At 47.2% G+C, this 2,142-nt stretch carries 1 protein-coding gene and 2 pseudogenes; 2 read left to right on the forward strand and 1 reads right to left on the reverse strand.

The genetic code is table 11. The annotated features are described in order from the left end of the window. Together D5269_RS18760 and D5269_RS17530 are read left to right on the forward strand one after the other, a co-directional pair. Positions 1 to 105, forward strand: a pseudogene (locus D5269_RS18760) (IS5/IS1182 family transposase); the annotation flags it as partial. Positions 106 to 195: 90 nt separating this feature from the next. Further along, positions 196 to 1,674: an RNA-binding domain-containing protein gene (locus D5269_RS17530; RefSeq protein WP_120487406.1), complete on the forward strand. Its 1,479-nt coding sequence runs from the start codon at positions 196 to 198 to the stop codon at positions 1,672 to 1,674. Between the two features lie 82 nt (positions 1,675 to 1,756). On the opposite strand, the pseudogene mobC reads toward D5269_RS17530, so the two are convergent. Next, positions 1,757 to 2,100, reverse strand: a pseudogene (mobC, locus tag D5269_RS17535) (plasmid mobilization relaxosome protein MobC). Positions 2,101 to 2,142: the final 42 nt, after the last annotated feature.

The following is a 2,142-nucleotide window of genomic DNA, read 5'->3' on the forward strand; positions in this document are numbered from 1 at the left end:
CGCCGTATCAAGCGATTTCGTCGCATTTTTACCCGCTATGACAAACTGGATATTATCTTTTTGGCTTTTGTTTTTTTTGCTCTCATTGTCGATGTGCTTATGTGAACACTACCTAGCATCATTGAATTGATATTATTTGAAAAATCCCGTATAATAGGGAATAGAAATTTGAAACCGAAAGGGGGTCTTGCTCCTATGACAGAATATGAACTGTTGACGCTGATACATGGCGGTGAAAATATCCGTGTGGAGTTTAAGAAATCCACAAACGAGATTACCAGGGATGTGTATGATACTGTCTGCTCATTCTCTAACCGGGATGGTGGAATCATTATCCTGGGCGTAAAGGACAACGGAGAGATTTTAGGAATTATCCCGGATGCAGTTGACCGCATGAAAAAAGATTTTGTTACCTCTATCAACAACGGGCAGAAAATCAATCCTCCCCTTTATTTACAGCCGGAAACTTACCAGATAGAGGGGCGCACACTTCTGGTAATTCAAGTGCCGGTCAGCAGCCAGGTATGCCGTCATCGCGGGCGTATTTTTGACCGGAACCATGAATCGGATATTGACATTACGGATAATTCAGATATGGTGTATCAGCTGTATGCCCGTAAAAGCGGCAGTTATTTTGTCAACAAAGTGACCCGGTTTCAGCTTAGTGATCTTCGCTCTGACCTGATTGAAAGGGCAAGAACGATGACTTCCAGCCGTACTGCAAACCATCCGTGGAAATCCATGTCAGACGAGGAAATGCTGCACAGCGCCGGTCTGATTCTAAAAGATGAAGAAAAGCAGATGGAAGGTATCACTCTTGCGGCAATCCTGCTCTTTGGAAAAGACTCTACCATCATGTCTGTTCTTCCGCAGCATAAGACAGATGCTATTTTTCGGGTAGAGAATTTGGACCGTTATGATGACAGGGACGTTATCATAACAAATCTTTTAGAAACCTATGACCGCCTGATTGCGTTTGGGCAAAAACACCTTAGTGATCCTTTTGTGCAGGAAGGGATTCAAAGCATCAGCGCCAGAGATTGGATTTTGCGGGAAATTTTTTCAAACAGTCTGGCACACAGGGATTATTCCAGCGGATATGTGGCAAAGTTTGTAATCGAGCGAAACCGGCTTTACACCGAAAATGCCAACCGCTCTCACGGACATGGGGAACTGCTGTTATCCTCTTTCGAGCCGTATGCAAAGAACCCACCTATATCGAAAGTGTTCCGGGAAATTGGATTGGCTGATGAACTGGGTTCCGGTATGCGGAACACCTATAAATACACCCGGCTTTATTCCGGCGGGACACCAGAATTTATCGAGGATGATGTATTCCGCACAATCGTTCCGTTGGCTCCGGTTGCCATTGAAAAGGTGGGGCCGCAGGAAAAGACCCAAGTGACAACCCAAGTCAAGACCCAAGTGACAACCCAAGTGACAACCCAAGTGACAACCCAAGTGACAACCCAAGTGACAATCACTGATAAGATTCTGGTCTTTTGCCTTGAACCACACTCTAAAGCGGAAATCGCAGAACACTGCGGATATAAAAACACAAAGAACTTTACACAAAAATACCTGCGGCCTCTGCTTGATACTGGAAAGCTCCAGATGACAATACCGGACAAACCGAGAAGCCAAAATCAAAAATATATCACATCTGAACGCTGAACTTTAAGGCAAAAAGAAAAAGCGGAGGAAGGCGCGGCGAAGAACGCCGTTCCTCCCTCCGCAGATGGAGCAAACTATCCGGTCAGGAGAGCTTGGAAAGCTGGGCCAGTATCTTCTGCACACCCTCCCAAAGCTGTTCCTGCCGCTGGGATATATCTTCCAAATCAGCGTCATAAACCCGCCCGGTTTCATGCACTTTACGGGTCAGCTGGTTCAGGTTGTTGCTGGAATAGCGCATCAGGGATACCAGCTCCTTCAGCTCCGGCAAATCCAGCTTACCACATAGCCATCCAGCGCCATTTTCCGCAGGTAGGCTTCCCGGTTGACGGTCCCAAGCTGGGACATTTTCTGCTCAATCAGAGCCAGCTCCTCCGGGGAAACCCGGAAATTCACCTGTACCTCCCGTTTCCGCTTTGCCGCGCTCATCGTTCCGGTTCCCGTTTCTTAGGGGCGGCGGGTCTGCGTTCC

This window comes from Anaerotruncus sp. 1XD42-93 (genome assembly GCF_009917605.1).
Taxonomy (GTDB): Bacteria; Bacillota; Clostridia; order Oscillospirales; family Ruminococcaceae; genus Anaerotruncus.